Below are 24530 nucleotides of genomic sequence, written 5' to 3'. Positions count from 1 at the left end.
GGACGGGCGGGCCGTCGGCAGGATCGCGGTCACCGTCCGATCCCGTTCGCCGCCCGGGCGTCGGGCGTCGGGGGTCGCCGTCGCCGTCGCCGTCGTCGCCGGTATCCGGCCCGTAGGCCAGGACCCGACCGGTGGACGAGGAGGTCCTAGGACGTTCCGTCGATCTAGGGCGAACGTCCGACCCGGTCCCGGTCCCGGGGGCCGATCCGCCGCCCGCCCGGCGGCGGGATCGTTGCGGCATGAACGCAGCACAGCGCACCGCCGCACCGCACACCGCCCCCGTCGCCCTGGTCACCGGCGCCTCCCGGGGCCTCGGCCTGGCCCTCGCGCGCGCCCTCGCCGCCGACGGCTGGCAGCTGGTGATCACCGCCCGGGGCGCCGCCGCCCTCGCCGCCGCCGAGGCGGACCTGGCCGCCGTCACCAAGGTCGTCGCCCTGCCCGGCAGCGTCGTCGACGACGACCACCGCGCGCACCTGGCCGAAGCCGCCGAGCGGCTCGGCGGGGCGAGCCTGCTGGTCAACAACGCCGGCACGCTCAACGGCGCGCCCGCCCCCGGCTCCCGGCCGCTGCCCCGCCTGGCCGACCACCCGCTGCCGGACCTGCTGGAGACCTTCGAGGTCAACGCACTCGCCCCGATCGCCCTCACCCAGCTCGTCCTGCCCCAGTTGCGCGGGCACGCCGGCGCCGTCCTCAACATCAGCTCCGACGCCGCCGTGGTGCCCTACGCCGGTTGGGGCGGCTACGGCGCCAGCAAGGCCGCGCTCGACCTCGCGACCGCCGTCCTCGCCCAGGAGGAGCCGGAGTTGCGGGTCTGGGCCGTCGACCCGGGCAGCATGCGCACCCGGATGCTCCAGGAGGCCGGCCCGGGCGAGGACATCTCCGGCGAGCCGCTCCCCGAGGAGGTGGTGCCGGTCCTGCTCGGCCTGGTCCGCGACCGCACCCCGTCCGGCCGCTACCTGGCCGAGGACCTGGCCGCGCAGATCGCCCCGGCGGCCCCGGCGGCCCAGGCCACGGACGCGGGTGACCGATGACCGCACCCGCCGACCTCGGCCTCGACCTCACCGTTCCGCCCGAACTCTCCGCCCGCGCACCGGCGGAGGCCCGCGGCGCGGCCCGGGACGACGTCCGGATGCTGGTCGGCCGACGCGCCACCGGCGGCGTCGAGCACCGCCGCTTCACCGACCTGCCCGAAGTGCTGCGCCCGGGGGACCTCCTGGTGGTCAACAACTCGGCCACCCTCCCCGCCGCGCTGCCCGGCCGACTGCCCGACGGCACGCCTGTCGCGCTGCACCTCTCCTCCGCCCAGCCGGACCGGTACGGCTCCCACCTGGTCGAGCTGCGCCGCGTCGTCCCCGGGGAGGCGGCGGCGTACTACCCGCCGGCGGAGTCCCCGGCCCGCGCGGGGCTGCGGGTCGCCCTGCCCGCCGACGGTGCGGCGGTACTGACCCGGGCCTTCACCGCCCGCCTCTGGTACGCCGAACTCACCCTGCCCGCAGACCTGTTGCCCTACCTGGCGGAGCACGGCCGGGCGATCCGGTACGGCTACGTGGACCGTGACTGGCCGATCGACGCCTACCAGACGGTGTTCGCGACCGTCCCCGGTAGCAGTGAAATGCCCAGCGCGGCCCGCCCGTTCAGCGCCGAGGTGGTGGCCCGGCTGGCGGGCCGGGGCGTGCTCGTCGCGCCGGTCACCCTGCACACCGGGGTGGCCTCGCCCGAGGCGCACGAGGCCCCGTACGCCGAGCGCTTCCACGTCCCCGCCGCCACCGCCCGCCTGGCCGGCCACGTCCGGGCCGGCGGCGGCCGGGTGATCGCCGTCGGCACCACCGTGGTCCGCGCCCTGGAGTCGGCCGCCGATCCGGACGGCACCCTCCGGGAGGCCGACGGCTGGACGGAGTTGGTCATCACCCCCGAACGCGGTGTCCGCGCCGTCGACGGCCTGCTCACCGGCTGGCACGAGCCCCGCGCCTCCCACCTCCTGATGCTCGCCGCCGTCGCCGGCCGCCCCCTCCTCACGGCCTGCTACCGCGCCGCGGTGCGACACCGCTACCTGTGGCACGAGTTCGGCGACGTCAACCTCCTGCTGCCGGACTGAGCGCGGCGTCGGCCCGCGCCGCGTCTCCCGCCGGCCCGTCCGTCCGCCTGCCCGAGAGTCGGCCTGCTGCCCCGCTGTCCCGCTGTCCCGCTGCCCCGCCGGCCCGTCCGTCCGCGGGCCCGCGGCCCCGCCGGCCCGCTGCCCCGCCGGTCAGGCCAGCAGGGTGCGGGCGACGTGGTCGGTGTCCAGGTACTCGCGGACGGCGGTGATGCGGCCGTTCTCGACGGTGAAGACGCCCAGGCAGTGGTTCTCGTACGGTTCGCCGTTGGCGGCCCTGCCGACGGTGGTCCACTCGGCGACCGCCTGCGGGCCGTCGGCGAGGACGTGGGTGAGGGTGATGACGGGCAGGCCGTCGGGGGCGAAGTAGTCGCCGATCCGGCCGAGGAAGTCGCCGAAGATCTCCTGCTTGCCCTGCCAGGTGCGGGAGATGGGGAGGTGGCCGGGGTAGGTCCAGGTGGCGTCCTCGGCGAACAGGGCGATCGCGGACTCGCGTTCGCCGGCCGCGATGAGGTTGACGTAGTCGGTGACGACGGTGCGGGCGTCGGGGTGGTTCACGGTGGCTCCTCTGGTCCGTCCGGTCGGGGCTGTCCCGCCGTGGCACCAGGTAACCGCCGGGGCGGTCCGCCGGGCCAACAACCGGCGCGGCGGCCCGACAACCGTCCGTTGTTCATGCAGTGGGTGGGGCCCCCGGGGGCAGTTCCAGCTCGAACCAGACCACCTTGCCGCCGTCGGTCCGGCGGCTGCCCCAGCGGTGCGCGAGCTCGTTGACCAGGTGGATGCCCCGGCCGCCCTCGTCCTCGGTGCGGGCGCGCCGGATCCGGGGCGTCTCGGTCTCCCGGTCGGCGACCTCGACGGTGAGCACCCGGTTGCAGAACAGCCGCAGCTGGGTGGGGGACCCGGCGTGCACCAGGGCGTTGGTGATCAGCTCGCTGGTGAGCAGTTCGGCCCAGTCGACCAGCGCGCCGAGGCCCCAGGCCTCCAGGGTCTCGCGGGTGAAGCGACGCGAGTGCGCGACCATCGCGTGGTCGCCGGTGAGCGGGAGGGTGGCGATCCGGTCGGCGCCGTACGGGCGGACCTGCGCCATGATGACGGCGATGTCGTCCTCGCTGGTGCGGCCGGTGAGCCGGGCCAGGACGGCGTCGCAGGTCTGCTCCAGCGAGTGGTGCCGGTCGGCGACCGTGTGGCAGAGCAGCCGCAGTCCCTCGTCGATGTCGCGGCCCCGGCGCTCGACCAGTCCGTCGGTGTAGAGCGTCAGGATGCCCTCCTCGGGGAGGGTGAACTCGGCGTTCTCGAAGGGGACTCCACCGACCCCGAGCGGGGTGCCGGTCGGCAGCTCGATCAGGTGCGCCCGCCCTTCGGTGTCGGCGACCACGGGCGGCAGGTGTCCGGCGCTGGCCGCGGTGCAGTGGCGGTCCACCGGGTCGTAGACCACACAGACGCAGGTGGCGAACTGGCCCTCGCCGACGGCGGTGGTGGCTTCGTCCAGCCGGTGCAGGACCCGGGCCGGATCCAGGTCGAGAGTGATCAACGTCCTCGCTGCCGTGCGGAGTTGGCCCATGGTCGCGGCGGCCCGGATGCCGTGGCCCATGACGTCGCCGACGATCAGGGCGACCCGCCCCGAGGAGAGCGGTACCACGTCGAACCAGTCGCCGCCGACCTCGCTGACCACGCTGCTGGGCAGGTAGCGGTAGGCGATGTCCAGACCGAGGGTGCGGTGCACCTCCTGCGGCAGCAGGCTGCGCTGCAGCATGAGCGCGGTGTCCCGCTCCCGGCGGTAGAGCCGGCCGTTGTCGATCGCGAGCGCGGTGCGGGCGGCCAGTTCCTCGGCCAGCGAGCGGTCCGCGGAGCCGAACGGCAGCGGATTGTGGGTGCGGACGAACTCCGCGCCGCCCAGCACGTGTCCGCGCGCCATCAGCGGCACCATCAGGTACGAGTGCACCCCGGCTTCCAGCCCCGGCTGCACCCGGTCGGGGGAGGCGACGATCCGGCGCAGCTCCGCCTCGTTCACCTCGGACACCAGGATCGAGCGGCGGGTGCGCAGGCTCTGCGCGTACAACTGGGCGGAGTGCGAGGTCTCGCCGACCTGGTCGGCGGCCTCCGTCATGGTGCCGTCCTGGGCCGACTCGCCGACCGCCACGGCCCGCATCAGGACCCGGCCCTCGGCCGGGACGGACCCGGGCTCCTCGCCGCTGAGCACCGCGTCGCGCAGGTCCACGGTGACGAAGTCGGCGAAGCGCGGGATCACCACCTCCACCAACTCCTGGGCCGTGCGGTGCAGATCGAGCGTGGTGCCGATCCGGTTGCTGGCCTCGTTCAGCAGCGACAGCCGCTGCTGGGCGGCCCAGGCCTCGTCCAGCGCCCGCTGCCGGGCGGCTGCCGCGTCGCGCTCGCGGGTGAACAGCAGCGCGTTGTCGATGGAGACGGCGGCCCGCACCGCCAACTCCCCGGCCAGCGCCACGTCGTCGTCCTCGTACGGGCGCTCCACCAGGGTCCGGTAGAAGCCCGCGACGCCGACCGGGGTGCCGCGCGCGATCAGCGGGACCACCATGAACGAGCGCACGTTCTGCTCCCGGACCGCGGCGGTGCGCACCGGGTCGTCGGCGAACCAGGCCATGCCCTGCTCGTCCATCCGCGGCACCAGCACCGGCTTGCGGTGCGCCAGGCTCCACGCGTACGGCGAAGTGGGCCGGAACCGGTGCACGTTGCCGGTGCGGGCGATCGGCTGCAGGGTCGAGCCGTGCACCGAGTGGAAGGCCATCCGCCGCAGCAGCGCCGAACCGTCCGCGGGCGCACGGGCCTCGCGCTCGCCGCGGACCAGTTCCTCCAGCACCTCCACCACCACCGTGTCGGCCAGCCGGGGCGTCGCCACCTCGGCCAACTCCTGCGCGGTCTGGGCGAGATCGAGTGTGGTGCCGATCCGGGTGGAGGCCACGTTGACCAGGGCCAGGCGTTCCTGCGCGGCCTTCGCCTCGCGCAGCGCCTGCTGACGGGCCAGGACCGTCTGGTGCTGGCGCAGGTACAGCCGGGCGTTGTCGATCGCGACGGCGGCCCGCGAGGACAGTTCGTCGCCGAGCGTGATGTCCGCCTCCGCGAAGGACTCGCGCTCGCCGCGCCGCGAGTACACCACCATGCCGAGCGTGGTGCCGCGCGCCACCAGCGGGGTGATCCGCACCGAGCGCGGACGGTCGCCGAGGAAGGCCTGCCGGCGGCTCTCGTTGATGCCGCTGCTGAGCATCGGCAGCTCCCAGGACGGGATCACCACCGTCCGCCCGCTGCTCAGGGCGCGGGCGTACGGGGAGTCCGCGGGCAGCTCGTACACGGTGTCCACCGGCAGCGCGTCGGCCGGGTAGAGCGGGTCGGCGGTGGCCAGTGCCAGCCGGCGCACCAGCTGTGGGGCGCCCGCCGTGGGCGGCTCGACGGTGCGGCCGGCCACCAGCGCCTCCAGCGCGAACACCCCGCTGATGTCGGCGACCCTGGGCACCATCGCGTCGGCCAGCTCGCGCGCGGTCTGCCGCAGGTCGAGCGTGGTGCCGATGGAGGCGGTCGCGTCGACCAGCAGCGCGAGCCGCTCCTGGGCGCGGGCCGCCCGGGCGTCGGCCCGGAACCGGCCGGTGACGTCGACGACGGTCGAACTCACCCCGAGCACCCGGCCGCTGCGGTCCTCCAGCCGGAAGTAGGAGGCGGACCAGGCGTGGTCGTGCTGCGGGTCCCCCGGAGTGCGGCCGTGCGAGCGGGTGTCCACCACCGGCTCTCCGCTCTCCAGCACCCGGCGCATCACCGCCTCGGACTCGGAGCCGTTGATCCCGGGCAGCAACTCGGTGATCCGGTGGCCCAGGTGCTGCTCGGTGGGGAGGCCGTTGATCCGGGCCAGCGCCTCGTTCAACCGGATGAAGCGCAGCTCGGTGTCGTACACGGCCATGCCGACCGGGGACTGGGTGAAGAACCCGTCCAGGACGGCCAGGTCCGCCTGGATCCGGCGCAGCGTGGTCACCTCGGAGGCGACCGCCAGCACCAGCGGTTCACCGCCGGGGCCACGGATCGGGTGGGTGCGGAACTCCAGGGTCACCAGGTGCCCGTCGCGGTGGCGGACCGGGAACACGCCGGTCCAGGCGCGGCCCTCCAGGATCTGCTGGAACAGCCGCAGGACCTCGGGCCGTCCCTCGTCGGTGGTCAGCAGCTTGGCCGCCTTCGCCCCGACCGCGTCCTGCGCGCGGTGACCGAGCAGTGCCTCGGCGTCACTGCTCCAGTGCAGGATCCGCCCGTCGGCCGCGATCAGCGCCGTGGCGATCGGCACCATCAGCAGGGCGTCCTGCTGCGGTTCCCCCGCGCGCTGCGAGTTGTCGTCGACCATGGCCAGAGAACCGTCCCAGAGGCGTCCGGAGATCGTTCCCACCAGCCCTGCCATCTTCGCACGCGGCCCCGGGCGGCGCCGCTCACCGAGGCAGCAGGCGCTCCAGGTGGAACTCCGGCCACCGCCCGGCCTCGGCCCCCAACGACTGGACCAGGTAGTGCCCGGGCGGCACCTCGACCGTCAGGTACTCGCCGCCCTCCAAGGCCTCCTCGCCGTCCTGGAACACGTCGACGAGCAGGTGCCGCCCAGCGGCCGGATCGAGCACCGGCCCGTCCTCCCGGACACCCGACCGCAGCGCCTCGCGCACCAGCGGCCGGACAGCGTCCGAACACTCCACGCTCAGCGGCCGGACGAACACCCGCTCCTCGGGCAGCCACCCCACCGGCAGCGGTTCCCCGCCCAGCACCAGCACGTCGCCGTACCCGGGCGCCGGGTAGGCGGCCGCGTAGTCCGCAGCGGCCTCCACCAGCGCCTCCTGGCACCCCTCCCACCTCTCGACGGCCGCTTCCGGGCACAGCACGAACAACCCCGAGTCGGTCCCGTCCGGCCAAGCCACGTCCACGGTGCTCATGCGCGGGATCCTCGCACGTCAGAACGACAACGCCTTCCGCCCAGCCCGCCCGCTGCCGCGCTCCCGCGCACCCGGCACGCGAGAAGCCGGCCCGGTCGACTTCCTGTGCGGGTGCCGCACCGCCCTTGCCGAGGAGGACCGGACCGACCTTCCAGGTACCGCCCCCACCACCGGCGACAGGCGGACCCGGGAAGATTGCGCTCGGCCACAGCGAGGCACCGGGATTTGCCCGGTCGGGTGGCCGGCGGTCGGGTCGTCTGCCGGTTCTCGTCTCCACGGGCTTGCCCGTTCGGTGCGCAGGAAGTCGACCCCGTCGACTTCTCGCGTGCGGGGCGGCCTGCCGCCCGCCTTGGTGCGGTCCGGGGTTGGGAACGCCGGGCCGGAGCACGTGTTCCGGTCCGCCCGTGCGTCACTCCCCTGCCCGTGCGGGTCGTGCGGGCGGTGCCCGGGACGTCGGCGCGGTCGCCTTCCTGCGCGGGTGCCGCTCGGCCCAGGGCGGGAACGGCGCGGTGGCCGGGGTGCCATGGTGGGGCCGGTCACGGTCGTCCCGGGGGTCGACTTCCGGTGTCACCGCGTAGGCGCAGACTTCCGGGAGGGTCCTGTCGCCTCCGCCTCCGCGGCTGCCTCCGCGTCTGCCGCCGTCTCAGGGCGAGCGGCCGCGCGGCGTTCGGCGGTGCGGGCGGCGAGGGCGAGCAGGGCGCCGGCCAGGCAGAGGGCGGCGGCGACCAGGACGGCCCGGTCGGCACCCGCTGCCAGTGCGCGGGCCGCCGCGTCGGGGCCCGGTGCGCCCGGGCGGGCGGAGCCGGTGACGGCGACCGTGACCGCCACTCCGAGGGCCGAACCCAGGTAGCGGGCGGTGTTGTTGGCGCCGGAGCCCATCGCCGCCCGGTGCGCCGGGACGCTGCCGACCGCCAGCCGGGCCAGGGCCGCGTTGAGCACCCCGCTGCCGATGCCCGCGACCGCGAGGCCCGGTGCCGGCCGCAGCCAGGACGAGTCGGGGGTGAGCCCGTACAAGCCCAGCTCGCCCACTCCGCAGACCAGCAGGCCGAGGGCGACCTGCGCGGTGGCCGACAGGTGCGCGGCCAGCCGTCGGGCCTGCAGTGCGGACACCACCGACAGGCCCGACCACAACGCCAGCACGCCGCCCGCGGCCGGCCCGGACAGGCCGAGCACGCCTTGCAGCAGGGTGGGCAGGTAACTCATGAAGCCGACCAGCGACAGTCCGGTGAACAGGGCCCCGCCGGTGGCCGCGAGGAAGCCGGGGCTGCGGAACAGCGCGAGGTCCAGCATCGGCTCCGCCGTCCTCGCCTCGACCGCGGCGAACGCCGCCAGCAGCAGCGCCCCGCTCACCAGCAGGGCCGGCACCACCGGCTGCGTCCAGCCGGTGCGGCCCTCGGCCAGGCCCGCGATCAACAGGGACGTTCCGGCGGCCAGCGCGAGCACGCCGTACGGATCGAGCGCGCGCGGCCGCTCGGCCCGTGACTCGGTGAGGGCGGTGACGGCGCAGGCGGCCACGACGGCCGAGGCCACGGCGATCCCCGCGCTGACCGCGCGCCACCCGGCCCACTGCTGGACCAGCGCTCCGTAGACCGGTCCGACCGCGATCCCGAGGCCGACGGCCGCGCCCCAGACGCCCAGCGCCCGGATCCGTTCCGGCCCGGTCGGGTGGGCGTGGCTGATCAGGCCGAGCGCCGGGGCGAGGACGGCCGCCGAGGCGACGCCGAGGAGCACCCGGGCGGTCAGGTAGACGGCGCCGCCGGGCGTCAGTGCGGCCAGTGCCTCGGCGGCGGCGAGGAGCAGCACGCCGATGGTGAAGACCCGCTTGCGGCCGTGGTCGTCGGCCAGGCTCCCGGCGGTGAGCAGTAACGCCGAGATGCCGACCAGGGTGCCGGTGAGGATCCAGGTGCGGCCGGCGGCGTCCAGGTGGGCGGCCTGCGCGGTGGCCGCGAGCGAGGCGGTGGGGGCGGTGTAGGCCACGGTGGTCAGCGCGGTCGCGGCCGCGGTGGTCGCGAGTGTGGCACCGGGCCGGACGCGGTGAGCGGGGGCGACGTGGCCGTCGGGGGGCGAGGTGGTCGGTGCGAGGGGCATGGGGTGTTCCCTCCGGGACGGGACCGGCGATCCACCAGCGGGTCCCCGGCTATGAGTCTGGTGAATGAACCTTCGGCTCACGTCGCACGCTAGCACCATCAGTCTGTTCATTGAACCCATAGGGGGTGTGGACTAGGCTGACGCCCATGGCCCTGGGAACCGACTACGAACTGCAGGACTGCGCACTGGCCCGCGCCCTGGAGGTGGTCGGCGAACGCTGGAGCCTGCTGATCGTCCGCGACGCGTTCTACGGCGTGCAGCGCTTCAACGACTTCCTCACCCACCTCGGCATCCCGCGCGCCGTCCTCACCGCCCGCCTCAACGCCCTGGTCGCGGCCGGTGTGCTGCGCAAGGAGCCCTACCTGCAGACGCCGCTGCGCCACGGCTACCTGCTCACCGACACCGGCCTCGAACTCTGGGGGCCGCTCTACCAGTTGAGCCGCTGGGGCGGCCGGCACGCCACCGAGGGCGGCCCGCACCACCTCTTCGCGCACGCCGACTGCGGCACCGACCTCGACCTCGTCGGCGCCTGCCCGGCCTGCGGCGGCGCACCCGTCCCGCCCGACCGGGTCCTCATGCGCCCCAACCCCGCCCGCGGCGGCAGCCTCCGTGACGACCCGGTCTCCCGCGCCCTGGTCCGCCCGCACCCGTTGCTCGAACCCATCGCCTCGGCGGCCGCACCCGCCTGAACCGGCCGCACCCGGCCGCACCCGTCTGGACCGGATGCACCCGGCCGCACCCGTCTGGACCGGCCGCCCCGCCCCCTCCTCACCGCACGCGGACGAGGCCGTCGGCGGACTGCCGACGGCCTCGCCCCGGACGCCGCCGTCAGGAGTGGAACCGCACCTCCGGGTCGGCGGCGGTCGGCCCGTCCAGCAGCGGCTGCTCGATGCCCTTCAACTGCAGGTCGAAGAAGGCCCCGACGTACCGGCGGGTGAGCTCGACGGCGCGCCCGGGCGCGATGGTCGCCCCGGGCCCCTGGGGGAGGCCGAGGCCTTCGAGGAGCACCGGGAAGTCGGTGAAGCTCGGGTGGATGGTGCCGTCGACGGTCAGCCAGCGCTTCCAGCCGTCGAGGTTGGGCCAGCTCTCCGTCCAGGAGCCGTCCTCACCGCCGTCCAGCGGGTGGCCCATCATCAGGTACGGCTTGCCACCGATCCCGGAGGCGGGCACCGGGACGTCCATCGTGCCGTCCAGGTCCACTCCGGCCCGGATCCGGTCGTCGGCGAGCAGGGCCGGGACGGTGGCCGCGCCACCGGCCGAGTGGCCGGCCATGCCGATCCGGTCGCGGTCGATCATGCGGGCGTAGCGCCAGGCCGGGTGCGGGCGGTCGGTCAGGCGGTCGATGACGAAGGACACGTCCTTCGCCCGGTTCTCGTCCACCTGCGCCCAGTCCTTGGGCCGGCCGCACATCACACAGGGCAGCGTCTGCCCGTCCGGGAAGGTCGTCCCGGTGTTCTCGTAGGTGTGGTCGACCAGCGCGACCACGTAGCCGCGGCTGGTCAGGTCCGTGGCGAGGCCGGTGAGCGAGGTCCGCGGCATGGTGAAGCCGGGGGACAGCACCACCAGCGGGTAGTGGCCGCCCTGCGGGCGTGCGCCGGACTCCGCCCAGGTCCGGGTGCCGGTCAAGGCCTCGGTCGGGATGGTGTTGCCCGGCAGCTTCGCGTCCAGCAGCGCTCGGGCCGCCCCGTCGGTCATGTACGGGGCCGGGCTGCCCGTGCCGGCGTGCGCGGGGTAGTACATCGAGACCATCAGCCGGCGCGGACCGGCGGAGGGCACCCACGGGTCCGGACGGTCCCGGTCCACCAGTTGCAGGACCTCCTGTCCGACCGCGTACGGCCCGGTCGGGTGCGGGAGTTCGATGGGGACGGCGGCCCGGGTGCCGGCCGGGGCATCGGCGGTGAGGCTGGAAGCGGGCGGCGCGGGTGCGGCCAGGGCCGGGGCGGCAGCGGCGACGGACAACGGCAGCGCGAGCAGCAGGGCTGCCGCGGCGGCGGTACGAAGTCGGCTCATGTCTGCGACGGTAGGTCGCGAGCCGTGGAGCTGACGTCGGCTCAGCGGCTGACCGGTCCCCTCCGGGTCGTGCCCGTCGCACCCCTAGGGGGCTGCCGCCGCCCGGAGTTCGGTCAGGAAGTCCGCTGCCGCGCGGGCGTTGGGCACCGGGAGGGTGAGCGGCAGGCCGACCGAGTGCGTCCGGATCTCCAGCTCCCCGAGGTCGGAGGCCCGGGCCGACTCGACCTCCGCCCACCGGTAGGCCTCCGTCGCCGCGAGCGGATGCGGCGGCCGGTGCACCAGGCCGCCGGCCGTGACGGTCAGCCGGCCCCGGGCGAACCGGATGCTGCCCTCGGTGCGCAGCGTTTCGTGCAGGGCGGCCCGGAGCCCTGGGGAGAGGCGTTCCTCCAGCTCGCGGAACAGCCGCCCCAGCCCGCGCAGGTGATCCAGCACCAGCGGTTCGCTCGCGCCGGCCGGCCAGATCCGGCCCTGTTCGCCCTCCCCGTGCCGCCCACCGGGGGAGTACTCGGTGGCCTCCAACGAGCTCCACGGCAGCGGGCGTTCGTCGCCGTCCGCCGCGACCAGCACCAGGCCGCCCTCGTGGACCCGGACCGCCCGCAGCCCGGGCGCCGGCCGCAGCCAGCCGTACCCGCTCGCCGCCAGCACCGCGACGGCCACCACCACGGGCGCGGGCCACCACTGGCCGAGCGTCAGGCAGGCCGCGACCGCCATGACGATCGTGCACACGTCCAGCGGGATCCGTGCCCGCCGGGGCACCGGCCGGAAGCGCCGGTACACGCGCACCGGCGGCCCGAGCCGGCCGGCCGGCCCGGCCTGGTCGAACCGGCCCGACTGACCGACCGGCTCGGCCGGACGGACTGCCCGCACCCGCGTCGGCGACCACACCACCGCCACGTCGGCCACCTCTCACTCGGCGGACCCCAATCGGAACCGCATCTGCCGGATCAGCATCGACCGTTCATGGACCCGGCAACAGTGCCAATCGGCACCTTTTGGCCCGAAACGACCCCGCCATCATCACCCCCGGCCCGGAACCCCCCACCACCGGGGTGCCGATGAGCAGGGGGAACGCCTCCGCAGGGCCCTCCCCGGGCCGCGTGAGCGCCCGTCCGCCGCGAATCCGACCCGGGGCTCCGGACCCGCCGGGCCGCAGCCCCGGACGGTCCGCGCGCTCCCGCTTTGTCCCGCACGCCCCCGGTGCCGCGTACGCCCCTGACGCCCCGCCCGCCCCCGGTGCCCCGCGCGCGCGGCGACGGCGCCCCGTAGGCGGCGGCCCGCACGCCCCGGGGCGGCCGTCGACCGCCGCGCGGTCACCCCGCCGTCGCGAAGTCCTTCTGAAGTCGGCGCAGCAGGGCCGTCCCCACCGGGTCGACGGACCGGCGGGTGTTGGCCAGCACCACCACGCCCACCTGCGTCTCCGGATCGAAGGCCACGAACGAACGGAACCCGCCCGTACCGCCGTTGTGCCAGATCTGCAGGTGGCCGCCCTGCTGGCTGTGCAGCCGGTGGCCGAGCCAGCCCAGGTACATCCAGGCGAAGGGGTTGACCCGGTGCCTGGTCTCCCGGGTGAGCATGATCGCGGGCGTCAGCGGTGACTCCGGCTCACGGTCGGCCGCCAGCTGGGCCCGCAGGAGTATCGCGAGGTCCGCGGCGGTGGACCGGAGCCCGCCCATGCCCGGGAGGGCCGCCATGTCCCAGGAGGGCACCGGCCGGCCGCCCTGGGTGTGCCCGTGCGCGAGCCGCCCGGACCGCTCGGCGCCCGACCGCACCAGGGTGTCCACCAGCCCCAGCGGCTCGCAGACCTCACGCGTCACCAACTCCTCGTACCCGGTGCCGGCCCGGTGCGCGAGGGCCAGGCCCAGCAGCCCGGCGCCGAGGTTGGAGTACCGGAAGCCGCGCCCGGGCGCGGTCCCCAGACGGGTCCGGGCGAGCCCGTCCAGCACGTGCTCGGCGGTGCAGTGGGCGTACGGGTCCGGGTCGTTGGGCCTGAGCAGCGCCCTCACCAGCATGCCCCGGGGCAGCCGGGGGAGCCCCGCGCTGTGGGTGGCCAGGTGTCGCAGCGTGATCGGCTGCCCGCCGCGGGCCGGGACGACGACCCGGCCGTCCCGCGCGTCGGCGAGCACCTCGGCGAGCGGCTCGTCGAGTCGCACCGTGCCGTCGAGCGCGAGCCGCGCGAGCACGAGCGAGGTGAACACCTTGGTGACGGAACCGATCTCGAACAGGGTGTCAGGCCCGGGGGTGCCGCCGCCCGGCCCCGTCCGCCCGGTGCCGCGGATCTCCGTGTCCCCGCCGGCCAGTCCGGCGACCACCGCGCCGACGTGCCGGCCCGCGAGCCGGTCGACCGTCTGCTGCACGACGCGCGCGAGTTCGTTCATGACAGTGAGCCTAGGCGGCCCGACCTGCCGACTCGTCAGACCCGAAAAGGATTTCGGCCGCCCCGGATGCTCCTCCGGGCGTACGCCCGGCTGCGCCCGGCACGGTAGGGGCGAGTACGGCACGCGAGCGGCGGGTGCGGGAGGTCCGAGTACGGGAGGCCCGAGTACGGGGCAGCCTGCGGCTCAACCGGTCAGTGCGGTCCGCAGCCGGGCCGCGACCTCCGCCGCGCCCGCCTCGTCCGGGTACGCCCGCCGGGGCCAGAAGAAGCCGCGCAGCCCGTCCTTCGGATTGCGTGGCACCACGTGGACGTGCAGGTGCGGCACCGACTGGCTGATCCGGTTGTTGGCCGCCACGAAGCTGCCCGCCGCACCCAGTCCGTGCTCGACCGCCGCCGCCACCCGCTGCACCTGGAGGAAGAACGGCCCGACCTCGTCCGCCGGCAGGTCCGCGAGCGTGCGGTGGTGGGCGCGCGGGACGACCAGGACGTGTCCGGGGAACAGCGGCCGGCGGTCCAGGAAGGCCACGGCCGCCTCCTCGTCCAGCACCCGGTGCGCGGGCTCCGCGCCCGCCACCACCGCACAGAAGACGCAGTCCATCCGTCCATTCAAGCCACCGGCGCCAGCCCCGGCACGCCGGCGGCCGGCCGTGCGGCCGTCGTCACCCGACCGGCCGCCGACCGGGTGCGGCCGCGCCGCCGCCGGGCGCACCGTGCTGCAGGGGGCCGACCGGCGGGCGCACCGCGCGCTCCGTGCGGAGCCCCACGAGGAGGTGGCCCGGATGTCGGGCAAGTTCGAGATCTACGAGGACTCCGGCGGCACGTACCGGTTCCGGCTCAAGGCGGGCAACGGCGAGATCGTCGCCACCGGGCAGGGCTACGCCAGCAAGGACGCGGCCCACAAGGGCGTCGAGGCCGTCCGGCGGGCCGCCGACGGCGCGGCCGTGGTGGACGTCCCCAGGGCCGCCTGAGCGCGCGGAGCCCGGCGGGCGGTCACCCCGCCCACCGGGCCCCGGCGTTTCACCCGCAGACGCGGAGCCCCACCGGCGGACGCGGACCCCACCCGCGCACCCGCACGCGGCACATCACACGGCCGCGTCGCGCCGCGCGGCACCGCCGCCCGCCCTCACTCGTACCGGTACAGCAGCGCCTCCCGCTCCGCCTGCTCGATCATCTCGATGGTCAGCGACTCGTCCCGCAGGTGCGAGAGCGTGACCTCCGCCGAACTCGGCTGGTCGTCCTTGGCGAGCCAGTTCTCCGGCTTCCACGCCGAGCTCCGCAGGAGCGACTTCGGGCAGTGGGCGTACACCTCCTCCACCGCGACCACGATCGCGCTGCGCGGCGGCTTGCCGACGGCGGTCAGCTGGCGCAGCAGTTCGGGGTCGGTGGAGACGCAGGCCCGGCCGTTCACCCGCAGGGTGGTCTCCCGGCCCGGGACGACGAAGAGCAGTCCGACCCGGCCGGTCTCCAGGATGTTGTGCAGGGTGTCCAACCGCTTGTTGCCGGTGGCGTCCGGTATGGCCAGGGTGTACTCGTCGAGCACCGAGACCAGCCCGGCCGGCCCGCCGCGCGGGGAGACGTCGCAGTGTCCGGCGGCGTCGGCGCTGGCGACGAAGACCAGGGAGGCGCAGGCGATCAGGCGCTGTGCGACGTCGTGGAGGTGGCCGACCTGTTTGCGGCGCGCGTGGTCGCCGGGTTGTTCGTAGATCTCGCGCAGCTGGGCGGCGTCCCTGAGGGCTCCCGCGTCGAGGGCATCGAACAGGCGGCCCGGCCGGTCCGGTCCGGTGCTTGACGCAGTGACAGCTTCCGGTGTGGTGGTCATGCCGGGAATCTAGCGGAGCCCTCCCGTCGCACCCGGGGCCGACCGCCCCGGGACGTGCGGACCGATCGTGGCTGGACCCCTCGCCACCAGCGGTTTTCCGCCGATAATGGGCACAGGGCATCGAGTCGTGGGCACGGGGATCCAGTCGGCCGGAGGTGGTGGTCGTGATCGTCAGGATCTGGACCGGGCAGGTGCTGGCCGGTCACGTCGAGGAGTTCTGCACCCACCTGGCGGCCCAGGTGATCCCGCAGCTGGGCCGGACGGACGGCTGTCTCGGCGGCGAGCTGCTGCGCTCGGTGTCGGAGGAGGACGGGCACCGGGTGCTGGTGGTGAGCCGCTGGCGCGACGAGGCCGCCCTGCGCGGGTACGCCGGGCCGATGTGGCGGATCCGGCCGGTCTGGTCGGAGGGCGAGCTGCGCTACCTCGCGCACCCGCCGGAGGTCACCCACTTCCTGCAGATCACCGCACCCGCCACACCGTGACCCGCGGCCGACGACCCGCACGGTGACCCGCGGCCGACGACCAGCAGGGTCAACGGCGTCGACGGCCCGCACGGTCGACCGGTCGACGGCGTCGACGACTCACACGGTCAACGGCACCGGGTGGATCTCGTCCGCCGGGTGCCCGGTGCGGCTGTGCACCCGCTGCACGGCTTCCTTGGAGGGCGCCTCGGAGAGGCAGTACACCGTGCCCGACTCCGGGTCCGCCCACGCCTGCTGGAAGTGGACGCCCTCCTCGCCCTCGACCGCCAGGTCGGCCGCGTGGGCCTGCCTGAGCATCTCCGCCGTGATTCCGTTCATCCCGTGGTGGACGTCCATGAACTTCGCCATCGCGCTCGCCTCCGTAGCTTCGGTGCGCCGACCGGCAGGACCCCACCTACCAGCGTCGCCCCTGCCGCCCGCCTCCGCCACCAGACCGTCCCCGTCCCCACCCCCGCCACAGGGCCGCCGGCCCGGCCTCCGCCTCCGCCACCGACCCGATCCCCGACTGAGCGCGTAGCACCCCGTCGCACATTCCCCGCACGTTCGTGAAACAGGCCACAGCGGAAGCCACTCCCTGCGCTTGCGCCGACCGTGGCAGAATGACCGCAACAGCAGTGACGTTCAGCGCACTCCGGGGTCGGTGAAAATCCGAACCGGCGGTTACAGTCCGCGACCCGTCCGCAGCCAGCGGCCGGTTGACCAGGTGAAATTCCTGGACCGACGGTTAAAGTCCGGATGGGAGGCGTGCGCGGGCGGACGTGGAGCAGTACCCGTGGTCCATCGTTACCGGACCGGACCGCGGTCAGGTGAACGCCGGGAGCAGTGTCTCCCGGGCCGGGCGAGCGATCTCCCGGCGGCTCCGGCACCCCCGGCGACGGGTCGTGCCGTCGGCCCGTGCGCCGTTGCCCGTCCGTGTCATCTCCCTCTGCCGCCCCGGAGTCCGCGCCCCAAGCGCGAGGAGAACCCGGGTGTTCACCGGCATCATCGAAGAGCTCGGCGAGGTCGTGTCGATCGAGGAGATCGGCGACTCCTCGCGGATCCGCCTGCGCGGCCCGGTGGTCTGTACGGACGCGGGTCACGGTGACTCCATCGCGGTCAACGGCGTGTGCCTGACCGTCGTCGACACCCCGGAGGAACTGGCCGCGGGCACCGGTGAGTTCAGCGCCGACGTGATGGCCGAGACGCTGCACCGCTCCAGCCTGGGGGAGCTGAAGCCCGGTTCCCGGGTCAACCTGGAGCGTGCCATGGCGCTCGGCGCCCGGCTCGGCGGTCACCTCGTCCAGGGCCACGTCGACGCCACCGGGCGGCTGGTGAGCCGCGAGCCCGGCGAGCGCGACGCGAACGGCGAACTGCGCTGGGAGGTACTGCGGTTCTCGCTGCCCGACACCATCTCCCGCTACCTGGTGGAGAAGGGCTCGATCACGGTCGACGGCGTCAGCCTCACCGTGGTGGAGGCGGCCCGGGACAGCTTCACCGTCAGCCTCATCCCGGCCACCCTCGCGCTGACCACGCTGGGCGCCAGGACCGTCGGCGAGAGCGTCAACCTGGAGGTGGACGTGCTCGCCAAGTACGTCGAGCGCCTCCTGGAGTCCCGCACCCTGCCGACTCTGCCGGGCCTGCCGAACCTGCCGGGTTCGCAGGACCTGCCGATCGACGAGACCCCGGGGGAGTCCGAGTGAGCTGGCTCAGCGGAGAAGCGTTCACCGTCCTCGGTGAACACGTGAGGTGGGCCGACATGTTCGGCAACCTGCTCGGTTTCGCCGGCCTCGCGCTCGGCTGGCGCCGTTCGGTCTGGAGCTGGCCGGTCCAGCTGCTGTCCGGCGTGGTGCTGATCACCGCCTACCTCGGCGGCCACGTCCCCGGCCTGATCGGCAAGCAGCTGATCGTGATCGCCACCGCCGCCTGGGGCTGGGCGCAGTGGCGCCGGGGCCGCCAGGACAGCGGCACCATCGCGGTGCGGTTCGCCCGTTGGCCCGAGCGGCTGACGCTGGCGGCCGGCACCGCGGCCGGTACGGTCGCGCTCGCCCTGCTCTTCACCTCGTTCCCCAGCCTGTCCTGGAGCCCCTGGTCGGACGCCTACATCTTCGTCGGCACGCTGGCCGCGATGGTGGCGCAGGCGCGCGGCTGGGTGGAGTTCTGGTTCGCCTGGATCGCGGTCGACATCGTCGGCGTCCCGTTCGCCTTCAACAGCGGTTACACCTTCTCCGGCCTCACCTACTCCGTCTACTTCGTTCTGGTGCTGCTCGGCCTCCGCTCCTGGTGGCTGAGCACCCGTGAGCCGCGCACCGAGTCCGTCACCGTCCCGCAGGGAGCCACGGCATGACCGAGAACCAGTCCGACAAGGGCACCGTCGAGGCCGAGCTCGTCCTCGACCCCGTCGAGCGGGCGATCGCCGACATCGCGCTCGGCCGCGCGGTGGTCGTGGTCGACGACGAGGACCGCGAGAACGAGGGCGATCTCGTCTTCGCCGCCTCCGCGGCCACCCCCGAGCTGATGGCGTTCACCATCCGTTACAGCTCCGGCGTGATCTGCGCCCCGATGACCGGGGAGGAGCTGGACCGCCTGAAGCTCCCGCCGATGACCCAGGTCAACGAGGACCGCAAGGGCACCGCGTACACCGTCTCGGTGGACGCCCGCGAGGGGGTCGACACCGGCATCTCCGCCGCGGACCGCGCCCGCACCGTCCGGCTGCTCTCCTCGCCCGGCACCGAGCCCGGCGACCTGACCCGCCCGGGACACGTCTTCCCGCTGCGCGCGGTGGAGGGCGGCGTGCTGGTCCGTCCCGGCCACACCGAGGCCGCCGTCGACCTGGCGCGGCTCGCCGGCCTGCCGCCGGCGGGTGCGATCGCCGAGGTGGTCAACGACGACGGCACCATGGCCCGGCTGCCCGAGCTGGTCGTCTTCGCCCGTGAGCACGGTCTCGCGATCATCTCGATCGAGGACCTGATCGCCTACCGCCGCCGCACCGAGCTGCACGTCGACCGGGCCGCCGTCACCGCCCTGCCCACCGTGCACGGCGAGTTCACCGCCGTCGGGTACGAGGGCACCATCGACGGCGTCGAGCACATCGCCCTGGTGGCGGGCGGTCTCGACGCGGACGGCCGGCTGCCGGACGGCGAGGACGTCCTGGTGCGGGTCCACTCCGAGTGCCTGACCGGCGACGTCTTCGGTTCGCTGCGCTGCGACTGCGGCCCGCAGCTGGAGGCCTCGCTGCGGCGGGTCGCCGAGGCCGGCCGCGGCGTGGTGCTCTACCTGCGCGGGCACGAGGGGCGGGGGATCGGCCTGGCCCACAAGCTGCGCGCGTACCAGCTGCAGGAGCAGGGGCGCGACACCGTCGACGCCAACCTGGACCTCGGCCTGCCCGCCGACGCCCGCGACTACAGCATCGCGGCGCAGATGCTGGTGGACCTCGGCGTCCGCTCGCTCACCCTGCTCACCAACAACCCGCGGAAGCTGACCGCGCTCACCGAGCACGGTCTGAAGGTCAAGGGGCGCGAGGCGGTCGAGATCGCGCCCGGCGAGCACAACCTGCGCTACCTGCAGACCAAGCGCGACCGGATGGGTCACGACCTGCCCGGCCTCGGCTCCTGAAGCACCCACACCCACCCGACAGAGAACGGATCAGAACATGAGCGGTCACGGAGCCCCCGAGCTGACCATCGACGGCGCGGCCGACCTCAAGGTCGCGGTCATCGCCGCCCAGTGGCACGACCGGGTGATGAACGGCCTGCTGGACGGCGCCCACCGCGCGCTCAAGGAGCTGGGCATCGCCGAGCCGACCGTGCTGCGCGTCCCCGGCACCTTCGAACTGCCCGTCGCCGCCAAGCGCCTGGCCGACCGCGGCTACGACGCCGTGGTCGCCCTCGGCGTGGTGATCCGCGGCGGCACCCCGCACTTCGACTACGTCTGCCAGGCAGCCACCGTCGGCCTCACCCAGGTCAGCGTCGACACCGGCGTTCCGGTCGGCTTCGGCGTGCTGACCTGCGACAACGAGGAGCAGGCCATCGACCGCGCGGGGCTGCCCGGCTCCGCCGAGGACAAGGGCCACGAGGCCGTCACCGCCGCCGTCGCCACCGCCGCGGTGCTGCGCGCCGCGCGCTGACACCGACGCCCGCGGCCGCGCCGCGACGACAACGCGCACGGTCCCGGACCGTGGACGTCCACCGGACCGTCCACGGTCCGGGACCGTTTACCGTCCGTCCGCCCGCACGCCGTAAGGTGGCCCCATCATGGCTTCGAAGACATTCGAGGAGCTCTTCTCCGAGCTCCAGCAGAAGGCCGCCACCGGCGACCCCTCGTCCTCCCGCACCGCGCAGCTCGTCCAGCAGGGCGTCCATGCGATCGGCAAGAAGGTCGTCGAGGAGGCCGCCGAGGTCTGGATGGCCGCCGAGTTCCAGTCGGACGAGCAGACGGCGGAGGAGATCTCCCAGCTCCTCTACCACCTTCAGGTGATGATGGTCGCCCGCGGGCTGACGCTCGACGACGTCTACAAGTACCTCTGAGCACCCTGAAGAGACCGCGCTGACCCCGGCCGTCGCCGAACGGGCACGGCCGTGACGGCTCCCGCTCCGCCGAGCACACCCCTCCCTACAGGTAAGGAAGCAACCTCCCATGCTGCGCATCGCCGTCCCCAACAAGGGTTCGCTCTCGGGTCCCGCGGCGGAGATGCTCCATGAGGCCGGCTACCGGCAGCGGAAGGACCCGAAGGAGCTCGTCCTCGTCGACCCGAACAACGAGGTCGAGTTCTTCTTCCTCCGCCCGCGCGACATCGCGGTCTACGTCGGCTCCGGCCGTCTGGACGTCGGCGTCACCGGCCGTGACCTGCTGCTGGACTCGCACTCCAACGCCGAGGAGGTGCTCGCCCTCGGCTTCGCCGGGTCGACCTTCCGCTTCGCGCGCCCCGAGGGCGTGGCGGTCGAGGACGTCAAGGGCCTGGAGGGCCTGCGGATCGCGACCTCGTACACCGGCCTGGTCGAGCAGCACCTGGCCGACCACGGCGTGACGGCGACGGTCACCAAGCTGGACGGCGCGGTCGAGACCGCGGTGCAGCTGGGCGTCGCCGACGTGATCGCCGACGTGGTGGAGACCGGCACCAGCCTGCGCAACGCCGGCCTGGAGGTCTTCGGCGAGCCGATCCTGATCTCGGACGCCGTGGTGATCCGCCCCAAGGGCGCCGGCGAGGACCCGCGGGTGGAGCAGTTCCTGCGCCGCCTCCAGGGGGTGCTGGTGGCCCGCCGCTACGTGCTGATGGACTACGACATCCGCGCCGAGAACGTCGGCGCCGCCGTGGGGCTGACCCCGGGCCTGGAGTCGCCGACCGTCTCGCCGCTGCACACCGAGGGCTGGGTCGCGGTCCGCGCGATGGTGCTCCGCAAGGAGGCCCAGCGGATCATGGACGACCTGTGGGGCATCGGTGCCCGGGCCATCCTGGTCACCAACATCCACGCCTGCCGCCTCTGACCTGCTCGCCCGCGCGAGAGTAAAGAACGGTTCAATGGGGCGGGGACGCCGGCCGGCGTCCCCGCCCCGTCGCGCTGCCGCCACCAGAACCACCCGGAGACCCCCGTGTCCACGCCGCCCGTCGAGTTCCCCGTCACCTGGGCGCCGCGCCGCACCCGCATCGTGCTGCTGCCGGTCTGTGTCGTGCTGGTGGTGCTGTTCGCGGTGCTGGCCGTGTTGCTCCCGGAGAACTGGCAGCTCAACGACCGGATCATGATGATCTCCAGCGGCGTCCTGTTCGCCGCCGTCGGCCTGATGCTGGCCCGCCCCCGGGTGAGCGCCGACGCGAGCGGCGTGACGGTGGTCAACTTCGTGCGCAGCCGTCGGCTCGCCTGGGCCGAGATCGTCCGGGTCAACCTCCGCCAGGGCGACCCGTGGGCCACCCTCGACCTCGCCGACGGCACCTCGCTGGCGGCGGTCGGCATCCAGCCCGGCGTCGGCAAGGAGCAGGCGATCGCGGACGCCCGCGCGCTGCGCGACCTCGTCGAGTACCACGCCGAGGCCTGAGTCCGGTCCGCGGGCGGGGTGGGGCACGGCGTCCTCCGACCTGCGGTTCCGGCGCCGGGAGGGCCCGACACTCCCCCTTACGTCCGTCCGGGTATGGTCTACGCTGGTAAAAGCGGGGCAAAGTCCGCCCTGCCCGAAAGCGACCGACCGCACCGACCTGAGGAGTGACACTCCCCCTCGATGGACGATCCGTCCGGTAGTACCTGCGCCGCCCCACTTCCGGTCACCGGAAGGCGAGCGGCACTGTGATCACCGCCTGGCTGCTGTTGCTCGCAGCCGTTCTCCTGATCCTCGCCAACGGCCTCTTCGTGGCCGCCGAGTTCGCCTTCGTGACCGTCGAGCGCGGGGCGGTGGAACGTTCCGCCGCGGCGGGCGACGCCCAGTCCGGCCGCGTCGCCAGGGCCCTGCGACACCTCTCCTTCGAGCTCTCCGGAGCCCAGCTCGGCATCACCGTCACCTCGTTGGTGGTCGGCATGCTCGCCGAGCCGGCCGTGTCGACGCTGCTCTCGCCCGTCATGTCCGCCCTCGGCGTGCCCGCGGCGGCCGCCCGCGGCGTCGCCGTGATCGTCGGCATGGTGCTGGCCACCGTCGTACAGATGGTGATCGGCGAGCTGGTCCCGAAGAACTGGGCGATCTCCCGCCCGCTGCAGGTGGCCCGTGCGGTCGCCGCCCCGCACATGGCCTTCTCCTTCGTCTGCCGTCCGCTGATCAGCTTCCTCAACGGCGCGGCGGACCGTACGGTCCGGGCCTTCGGCGTCGAGCCGCAGGAGGAACTGGACCACGCCCGGACCCCGGCCGAGCTGGTCTCGCTGGCCCGGCACTCGGCCAAGGCCGGTGCGATAGACGAGGAGTCGGCGACCCTGTTCGTCCGGACCCTGGGACTGAGCGAGCTGACCGCCGAGTCCGTGATGACCCCGCGCGTCGACGTGGCGGCGCTCCAGCGCGACGCCACCGCCTCCGACGTCGTCAACCTGACCAGGGCCACCGGCCTGTCCCGCTTCCCGGTCTACACCGACAGCCTGGACGAGGTCACCGGCACCGTGACGCTCAAGGACGCCCTCGCCGTCCCGGCGGCCCGCCGTGGCCTGGTGCGGGTCGCCGACCTGTCCTCGCCGCCGCTGCTGGTGCCCGAGACGCTGCCCGCCGAGGTGCTGCTCGACCGGCTGCGCAGGCTCCAGCCGATGGCCATCGTGGTCGACGAGTACGGCGGCACCGCCGGCGTCGTGACCGTCGAGGACATCGTCGAGGAGATCGTCGGCGAGGTGCAGGACGAGCACGACCCCGACGACCACCCCGAACTGTTCCCGCTGCCGCCGGTCAACGGTCTGCCGGTCTGGGAGGCCGACGGCCGCGCCCGGCTCGACCAGCTGGAGGGCATCGGCCTGAACGCCCCGGACGGCCCGTACGAGACGCTGGCCGGCCTGGTCGCCGACCTGCTGGGCAAGCTCCCCGAGGTCGGCGAGCAGGCCGGGCTGCCCGGCTGGCGCCTCACCGTGACCGGTGTCGACCGCCACCGCACCAGCCGGGTCCGGGTGGAGCGCACCTCCGCGCCCGGTTCGTTCGGCGAGGACGGGGAGCACCTCCGATGACCGCGCTCCAACTGGCCGTCGCGCTCCTGCTCCTGCTCGGCAACGCCTTCTTCGTCGGCGCCGAGTTCGCGGTCGTGTCCGTGCGCCGCAGCCAGATCGAGCCGCTCGCGGAGTCCGGGCACAAGCGCGCCCGCACCGTGCTGCACGCGCTGTCCAACGTTTCCGCGATGCTGGCCGCGGCCCAGCTCGGCATCACCGTCTGCTCGCTGGGCCTCGGTGCGCTCGCCGAGCCGACCATCGCCTCGCTGCTGGAGGGCCCGTTCCACGCGATCGGCGTGCCGCCCGGCCTGATGCACCCGCTCTCGTACGGGATCTCGCTCGCCGTCGTGGTGTTCCTGCACATGGTGATGGGCGAGATGGTGCCGAAGAACATGGCGATGGCCGGCCCGGAACGGGCCGCGCTCTGGCTCGGCCCGCCGCTGGACCGGCTGGCCCGCTGGCTCGCCCCGGTGATCCGGCTGCTGAACGCCTTCGCCAACGGCATCCTGAGGCTGTTCCGGGTGGACGCCAAGGACGAGGTCGAGTCGGTCTTCACCACCGAGCAGCTGATGTACCTGCTGGTCGACTCCCGGGACGCCGGTCTGCTCGACGAGGAGCGCCAGGAACGCCTGGAGGACGCCCTGGAGCTGGGCCGCCGCCCGGTCACCGAGGTGCTGCTGGAACCCGAGCAACTGGTCACCGTGGACACCAAGGCGACCGCCGCCGAGGTCGAGGAACTCGCCCTGCGCACCGGCTTCTCGCGCTTCCCGGTCACCGACGGCGACCCGGCCGGGCACGGCTACCTCGGCTACATCCACCTCAAGGACCTCCTCGACGTGGAGGACCCCTCGGCGCCGGTCCCGGCCCGCCTGTGGCGGCCGATCACGGTGCTGCGCGGCGGCCTCCCGCTGGACGACGCCCTCGGCGCGATGCGCCGCGCGGCCTGCCACCTGGCCGCCGTGCTGGACCAGGACGGGCGCACGCTCGGCGTGGTCATGCTGGAGGACGTCCTGGAGGAGCTGATCGGCGAGATGCACGACCCGGACCACCGCGCGACCGCGTAGGAACTCCGGCGCCGGGGGGGCCCCCCCCCGGGCCCCCCCGCCGGCCCCCAATAGCCCCCCGCGGGGGCGCCCCTGGGGGTTATTGCCAAAGCCATCAAAATC

General features: G+C 74.2%; 24 protein-coding genes and 1 riboswitch. Of the genes, 14 read left to right on the top strand and 10 right to left on the bottom strand.

From position 1 onward, the window contains the following. The first annotated feature begins 239 nt into the window (after positions 1-239). Together ACFV04_RS01000 and ACFV04_RS00995 are read left to right on the top strand one after the other, a co-directional pair. Positions 240-1031, top strand: a complete 792-nt coding sequence (locus tag ACFV04_RS01000; RefSeq protein ID WP_380525901.1) for an SDR family NAD(P)-dependent oxidoreductase — start codon at positions 240-242, stop codon at positions 1029-1031. Next, a complete protein-coding gene (locus ACFV04_RS00995; RefSeq protein WP_380525899.1) occupies positions 1028-2095 on the top strand; it encodes an S-adenosylmethionine:tRNA ribosyltransferase-isomerase in 1068 nt (355 codons plus the stop codon). Before ACFV04_RS01000 ends, ACFV04_RS00995 begins: the two co-directional genes overlap by 4 nt. Before the next feature lie 150 nt (positions 2096-2245). On the opposite strand, the gene ACFV04_RS00990 is transcribed toward ACFV04_RS00995, so the two are convergent. The 4 genes from ACFV04_RS00990 to ACFV04_RS00975 all read right to left on the bottom strand — a co-directional run bounded on the left by ACFV04_RS00990 (position 2246) and on the right by ACFV04_RS00975 (position 9105). Next, positions 2246-2650, bottom strand: a complete 405-nt coding sequence (locus ACFV04_RS00990; protein WP_380525897.1) for a nuclear transport factor 2 family protein — start codon at positions 2648-2650, stop codon at positions 2246-2248. A gap of 112 nt (positions 2651-2762) precedes the next feature. Next, complete coding sequence (locus ACFV04_RS00985; protein ID WP_380337788.1) at positions 2763-6488, bottom strand: SpoIIE family protein phosphatase; 3726 nt, start codon at positions 6486-6488, stop codon at positions 2763-2765. Positions 6489-6528: 40 nt separating this feature from the next. Beyond that, the gene (locus ACFV04_RS00980; protein ID WP_380337785.1) at positions 6529-7017 is read right to left on the bottom strand and encodes an Imm21 family immunity protein; all 489 of its coding nucleotides are present in this window, start codon (positions 7015-7017) and stop codon (positions 6529-6531) included. Between the two features lie 567 nt (positions 7018-7584). Further along, the gene (locus tag ACFV04_RS00975; RefSeq protein ID WP_380525895.1) at positions 7585-9105 is read right to left on the bottom strand and encodes an MFS transporter; all 1521 of its coding nucleotides are present in this window, start codon (positions 9103-9105) and stop codon (positions 7585-7587) included. 146 nt (positions 9106-9251) lie between these two features. On the opposite strand from ACFV04_RS00975, the gene ACFV04_RS00970 reads away from it, so the two are divergent. After that, complete coding sequence (locus tag ACFV04_RS00970; protein WP_380525893.1) at positions 9252-9794, top strand: winged helix-turn-helix transcriptional regulator; 543 nt, start codon at positions 9252-9254, stop codon at positions 9792-9794. Positions 9795-9933: 139 nt separating this feature from the next. Here ACFV04_RS00970 and ACFV04_RS00965 read toward each other — a convergent pair whose 3' ends face one another. The 4 genes from ACFV04_RS00965 to ACFV04_RS00950 all read right to left on the bottom strand — a co-directional run bounded on the left by ACFV04_RS00965 (position 9934) and on the right by ACFV04_RS00950 (position 14087). Next, positions 9934-11115 carry an alpha/beta hydrolase family protein gene (locus ACFV04_RS00965; RefSeq protein ID WP_380337778.1) on the bottom strand — a complete coding sequence of 394 codons (1182 nt, stop codon included), beginning with the start codon at positions 11113-11115 and terminating at the stop codon, positions 9934-9936. An 84-nt stretch (positions 11116-11199) separates the two neighbouring features. Continuing rightward, the gene (locus ACFV04_RS00960; RefSeq protein ID WP_380525891.1) at positions 11200-12009 is read right to left on the bottom strand and encodes a hypothetical protein; all 810 of its coding nucleotides are present in this window, start codon (positions 12007-12009) and stop codon (positions 11200-11202) included. A gap of 416 nt (positions 12010-12425) precedes the next feature. Further along, positions 12426-13490 carry a serine hydrolase domain-containing protein gene (locus ACFV04_RS00955; RefSeq protein WP_380525889.1) on the bottom strand — a complete coding sequence of 355 codons (1065 nt, stop codon included), beginning with the start codon at positions 13488-13490 and terminating at the stop codon, positions 12426-12428. 183 nt (positions 13491-13673) lie between these two features. Continuing rightward, positions 13674-14087 (bottom strand): HIT family protein, encoded by a 414-nt coding sequence (locus ACFV04_RS00950; protein WP_380337769.1) that lies wholly within the window; start codon positions 14085-14087, stop codon positions 13674-13676. A gap of 181 nt (positions 14088-14268) precedes the next feature. Here ACFV04_RS00950 and ACFV04_RS00945 point away from each other — a divergent pair, with 181 nt between their 5' ends. Next, the gene (locus ACFV04_RS00945; protein ID WP_380337767.1) at positions 14269-14457 is read left to right on the top strand and encodes a YegP family protein; all 189 of its coding nucleotides are present in this window, start codon (positions 14269-14271) and stop codon (positions 14455-14457) included. A gap of 155 nt (positions 14458-14612) precedes the next feature. On the opposite strand, the gene ACFV04_RS00940 is transcribed toward ACFV04_RS00945, so the two are convergent. Beyond that, positions 14613-15308, bottom strand: a complete 696-nt coding sequence (locus ACFV04_RS00940; protein WP_380337764.1) for an MSMEG_1061 family FMN-dependent PPOX-type flavoprotein — start codon at positions 15306-15308, stop codon at positions 14613-14615. Positions 15309-15472: 164 nt separating this feature from the next. Here ACFV04_RS00940 and ACFV04_RS00935 point away from each other — a divergent pair, with 164 nt between their 5' ends. Continuing rightward, the gene (locus ACFV04_RS00935) at positions 15473-15790 is read left to right on the top strand and encodes an antibiotic biosynthesis monooxygenase family protein (RefSeq protein ID WP_380337761.1); all 318 of its coding nucleotides are present in this window, start codon (positions 15473-15475) and stop codon (positions 15788-15790) included. Positions 15791-15889: 99 nt separating this feature from the next. Here the strand turns inward: ACFV04_RS00935 and ACFV04_RS00930 are convergent, their stop codons facing one another. Further along, entirely contained in the window at positions 15890-16138 is a 249-nt protein-coding gene (locus ACFV04_RS00930) for an SCO4226 family nickel-binding protein (protein ID WP_360252232.1), read from the bottom strand. 275 nt (positions 16139-16413) lie between these two features. After that, positions 16414-16541: riboswitch (FMN riboswitch) on the top strand. A 217-nt stretch (positions 16542-16758) separates the two neighbouring features. On the opposite strand from ACFV04_RS00930, the gene ACFV04_RS00925 reads away from it, so the two are divergent. From ACFV04_RS00925 to ACFV04_RS00885, 9 genes are all read left to right on the top strand, one after another. After that, positions 16759-17469: a riboflavin synthase gene (locus tag ACFV04_RS00925; RefSeq protein ID WP_380525886.1), complete on the top strand. Its 711-nt coding sequence runs from the start codon at positions 16759-16761 to the stop codon at positions 17467-17469. Continuing rightward, entirely contained in the window at positions 17466-18113 is a 648-nt protein-coding gene (locus ACFV04_RS00920) for a nicotinamide riboside transporter PnuC (RefSeq protein WP_380337755.1), read from the top strand. Before ACFV04_RS00925 ends, ACFV04_RS00920 begins: the two co-directional genes overlap by 4 nt. Then, complete coding sequence (locus tag ACFV04_RS00915) at positions 18110-19381, top strand: bifunctional 3,4-dihydroxy-2-butanone-4-phosphate synthase/GTP cyclohydrolase II (RefSeq protein WP_380337752.1); 1272 nt, start codon at positions 18110-18112, stop codon at positions 19379-19381. Before ACFV04_RS00920 ends, ACFV04_RS00915 begins: the two co-directional genes overlap by 4 nt. 37 nt (positions 19382-19418) lie before the next feature. Continuing rightward, a complete protein-coding gene (gene ribH, locus ACFV04_RS00910; protein WP_380525884.1) occupies positions 19419-19892 on the top strand; it encodes a 6,7-dimethyl-8-ribityllumazine synthase in 474 nt (157 codons plus the stop codon). A gap of 127 nt (positions 19893-20019) precedes the next feature. After that, positions 20020-20292 carry a phosphoribosyl-ATP diphosphatase gene (locus ACFV04_RS00905; protein WP_360252217.1) on the top strand — a complete coding sequence of 91 codons (273 nt, stop codon included), beginning with the start codon at positions 20020-20022 and terminating at the stop codon, positions 20290-20292. A gap of 109 nt (positions 20293-20401) precedes the next feature. After that, entirely contained in the window at positions 20402-21250 is an 849-nt protein-coding gene (gene hisG / locus ACFV04_RS00900; RefSeq protein WP_360252214.1) for an ATP phosphoribosyltransferase, read from the top strand. 105 nt (positions 21251-21355) lie between these two features. Then, the gene (locus ACFV04_RS00895) at positions 21356-21796 is read left to right on the top strand and encodes a PH domain-containing protein (protein ID WP_380337743.1); all 441 of its coding nucleotides are present in this window, start codon (positions 21356-21358) and stop codon (positions 21794-21796) included. A gap of 245 nt (positions 21797-22041) precedes the next feature. Beyond that, a complete protein-coding gene (locus ACFV04_RS00890) occupies positions 22042-23385 on the top strand; it encodes a hemolysin family protein (protein WP_380337740.1) in 1344 nt (447 codons plus the stop codon). Continuing rightward, entirely contained in the window at positions 23382-24428 is a 1047-nt protein-coding gene (locus tag ACFV04_RS00885) for a hemolysin family protein (RefSeq protein WP_360252205.1), read from the top strand. The genes ACFV04_RS00890 and ACFV04_RS00885 overlap by 4 nt, the downstream gene beginning before the upstream one ends. Positions 24429-24530 lie beyond the last annotated feature (102 nt).

The organism is Kitasatospora sp. NPDC059599, assembly GCF_042735125.1.
Classification (GTDB): domain Bacteria; phylum Actinomycetota; class Actinomycetes; order Streptomycetales; family Streptomycetaceae; genus Kitasatospora.
This window is presented reverse-complemented; position numbering and strand designations above follow the sequence as displayed.

What these genes read in the sequence shown, in the direction of transcription:
- ACFV04_RS01000 (WP_380525901.1), top strand. Translation starts at nt 240, where the DNA reads ATGAACGCAGCACAGCGCACCGCCGCACCGCACACCGCCCCCGTCGCC.
- ACFV04_RS00995 (WP_380525899.1), top strand. Translation starts at nt 1,028, where the DNA reads ATGACCGCACCCGCCGACCTCGGCCTCGACCTCACCGTTCCGCCCGAA.
- ACFV04_RS00980 (WP_380337785.1), bottom strand. Translation starts at nt 7,017, where the DNA reads ATGAGCACCGTGGACGTGGCTTGGCCGGACGGGACCGACTCGGGGTTG.
- ACFV04_RS00975 (WP_380525895.1), bottom strand. Translation starts at nt 9,105, where the DNA reads ATGCCCCTCGCACCGACCACCTCGCCCCCCGACGGCCACGTCGCCCCC.
- ACFV04_RS00970 (WP_380525893.1), top strand. Translation starts at nt 9,252, where the DNA reads ATGGCCCTGGGAACCGACTACGAACTGCAGGACTGCGCACTGGCCCGC.
- ACFV04_RS00965 (WP_380337778.1), bottom strand. Translation starts at nt 11,115, where the DNA reads ATGAGCCGACTTCGTACCGCCGCCGCGGCAGCCCTGCTGCTCGCGCTG.
- ACFV04_RS00955 (WP_380525889.1), bottom strand. Translation starts at nt 13,490, where the DNA reads ATGAACGAACTCGCGCGCGTCGTGCAGCAGACGGTCGACCGGCTCGCG.
- ACFV04_RS00950 (WP_380337769.1), bottom strand. Translation starts at nt 14,087, where the DNA reads ATGGACTGCGTCTTCTGTGCGGTGGTGGCGGGCGCGGAGCCCGCGCAC.
- ACFV04_RS00945 (WP_380337767.1), top strand. Translation starts at nt 14,269, where the DNA reads ATGTCGGGCAAGTTCGAGATCTACGAGGACTCCGGCGGCACGTACCGG.
- ACFV04_RS00940 (WP_380337764.1), bottom strand. Translation starts at nt 15,308, where the DNA reads ATGACCACCACACCGGAAGCTGTCACTGCGTCAAGCACCGGACCGGAC.
- ACFV04_RS00930 (WP_360252232.1), bottom strand. Translation starts at nt 16,138, where the DNA reads ATGGCGAAGTTCATGGACGTCCACCACGGGATGAACGGAATCACGGCG.
- ACFV04_RS00915 (WP_380337752.1), top strand. Translation starts at nt 18,110, where the DNA reads ATGACCGAGAACCAGTCCGACAAGGGCACCGTCGAGGCCGAGCTCGTC.
- ribH (WP_380525884.1), top strand. Translation starts at nt 19,419, where the DNA reads ATGAGCGGTCACGGAGCCCCCGAGCTGACCATCGACGGCGCGGCCGAC.
- ACFV04_RS00905 (WP_360252217.1), top strand. Translation starts at nt 20,020, where the DNA reads ATGGCTTCGAAGACATTCGAGGAGCTCTTCTCCGAGCTCCAGCAGAAG.
- hisG (WP_360252214.1), top strand. Translation starts at nt 20,402, where the DNA reads ATGCTGCGCATCGCCGTCCCCAACAAGGGTTCGCTCTCGGGTCCCGCG.
- ACFV04_RS00885 (WP_360252205.1), top strand. Translation starts at nt 23,382, where the DNA reads ATGACCGCGCTCCAACTGGCCGTCGCGCTCCTGCTCCTGCTCGGCAAC.